Raw genomic sequence first — 2,500 nt, 5'->3', positions numbered from 1 at the left:
GCCAGCGCGTTATGGCGGGGACTCATCGAAGACTGCCGGGGTCAACTCGGAGGAAGGTGGGGATGACGTCAAGTCATCATGCCCCTTATGTCCAGGGCTTCACGCATGCTACAATGGCCGGTACAATGGGCTGCGATACCGTGAGGTGGAGCGAATCCCAAAAAGCCGGTCTCAGTTCGGATCGGGGTCTGCAACTCGACCCCGTGAAGTCGGAGTCGCTAGTAATCGCAGATCAGCAACGCTGCGGTGAATACGTTCCCGGGCCTTGTACACACCGCCCGTCACGTCACGAAAGTCGGCAACACCCGAAGCCGGTGGCCCAACCCTTGTGGAGGGAGCCGTCGAAGGTGGGGCTGGCGATTGGGACGAAGTCGTAACAAGGTAGCCGTACCGGAAGGTGCGGCTGGATCACCTCCTTTCTAAGGAGCACCATCCGGTGAAAGCCGGTATGGAGCCCGCGGCCCGCGAATGTCGGGTCGGGGTGCTCAATGGCGGAGACACTGGCAAGTTTGTCCTCGGCAACGGCCGGGATCACCTAGTACAGCCACCCTCACCGGTGGTGGGAACGGACATGATTCTGGTGCGGCTGAGGGAGAATGTAAGCACCCTGTTGGGTCCTGAAAGAACAACCGGTGGTTGTCTTTCAGAGCCGTTGCTCGAGGTGAGAGTCCTCGGGTTGGCACCAGGCATGGCCTGGCCTCGCATACCGGATGGCGCCCTGTGGGGTGTGGTTGCTGGTGTGGGGTTTGTGGGTTGTGGGTTGGTTGTTTGTTGAGAATTGCACAGTGGACGCGAGCATCTTTGTGGTCAAGTTGTCAAGGGCGAACGGTGGATGCCTTGGCACCAGGAGCCGATGAAGGACGTGGGAGGCCGCGATAGGCCTGGGGGAGCTGTCAACCGAGCTGTGATCCCAGGGTGTCCGAATGGGGAAACCTGGCATCAGTCATGTGGTGTCACCCACACCTGAACACATAGGGTGTGTGGAGGGAACGCGGGGAAGTGAAACATCTCAGTACCCGTAGGAAGAGAAAACAAATTAGTGATTCCGTGAGTAGTGGCGAGCGAAAGCGGATTGAGGCTAAACCGGCTGCGTGTGATACCTGTCAGGGGTTGCGTGGTCGGGGTTGTGGGACCCCGCTGAGTGTACTGACATGCACTCGAGGAGTTATAAAGCCAGCTGCTAGCCGAATGGTGTGGAAAAGCCAACCGTAGGCGGTGATAGTCCGGTAGGTGAAAGCAGTTGGTCTTCTGTGGGTGTTCCCGAGTAGCGGCGGACCCCTGAAATCTGCCGTGAATCTGCCAGGACCACCTGGTAAGCCTAAATACTTCCTGGTGACCGATAGCGGACGAGTACCGTGAGGGAATGGTGAAAAGTACCCCGGGAGGGGAGTGAAATAGTACCTGAAACCGTTCGCCTACAATCCGTCGGAGCCTTGCGGGGTGACGGCGTGCCTTTTGAAGAATGAGCCTGCGAGTTAGTGGCATGTGGCGAGGTTAACCCGTGTGGGGGAGCCGTAGCGAAAGCGAGTCTGAATAGGGCGTTTTTAGTCGCATGCTCTAGACCCGAAGCGGAGTGATCTAGCCATGGGCAGGCTGAAGCGCGGGTAAGACCGCGTGGAGGGCCGAACCCACCAACGTTGAAAAGTTGGGGGATGACCTGTGGTTAGGGGTGAAAGGCCAATCAAACTCCGTGATAGCTGGTTCTCCCCGAAATGCATTTAGGTGCAGCGTCGCGTGTTTCTTGCCGGAGGTAGAGCACTGGATGGTCTAGGGGGCCCACAAGCTTACCGAAATCAGCCAAACTCCGAATGCCGGTAAGTGAGAGCGCGGCAGTGAGACTGCGGGGGATAAGCTTCGTAGTCGAGAGGGAAACAGCCCAGATCACCAGCTAAGGCCCCTAAGCGTGTGCTAAGTGGAAAAGGATGTGGGGTCGCATAGACAACCAGGAGGTTGGCTTAGAAGCAGCCACCCTTTAAAGAGTGCGTAATAGCTCACTGGTCAAGTGGTTCCGCGCCGACAATGTAGCGGGGCTCAAGCACACCGCCGAAGCTGTGGCATTCACATTTTTACTTCGCGGCGCCTTGATGTGCCGTGCAGGTGTGTGGATGGGTAGGGGAGCGTCGTGCCGGGGGTGAAGCAGCGGGGTGACCCAGTTGTGGACGCGGCACGAGTGAGAATGCAGGCATGAGTAGCGAAAGAAGGGTGAGAAACCCTTCCGCCGGATGACCAAGGGTTCCAGGGCCAGGCTAATCCGCCCTGGGTGAGTCGGGACCTAAGGCGAGGCCGAGAGGCGTAGTCGATGGACAACGGGTTGATATTCCCGTACCCGCGAAAGAGCGTCCCTGATGAACCTCGTTGTGCTAACCACCCGAGCTGTCGGATGTCTTCGGACGGATGACGGGGAGCGTGGGAACCTGGCGGGTAGTAGTCAAGCGATGGGGTGACGCAGGAAGGTAGCTGAGCCCGGCCGGTGGTTGTGCCGGGGTAAGCGTGTAGGCCG

2 rRNA genes (1 of these 2 cut by a window edge) are annotated in these 2,500 nt (G+C 58.6%); both read left to right on the top strand.

The features are described from left to right. Positions 1-419: ribosomal RNA gene (locus tag AC3EN4_RS31735) — 16S ribosomal RNA — on the top strand; it begins 1,096 nt to the left of the window's first position. Between the two features lie 386 nt (positions 420-805). Beyond that, positions 806-2,500 (top strand): 23S ribosomal RNA (locus tag AC3EN4_RS31730); the annotation flags it as partial.

The sequence above is a fragment of the Micromonospora sp. bgisy143 genome, from assembly GCF_057708145.1.
The sequence above is the reverse complement of the archived record's forward strand: the minus strand, read 5'-3'. Positions and strand labels throughout refer to the sequence as shown.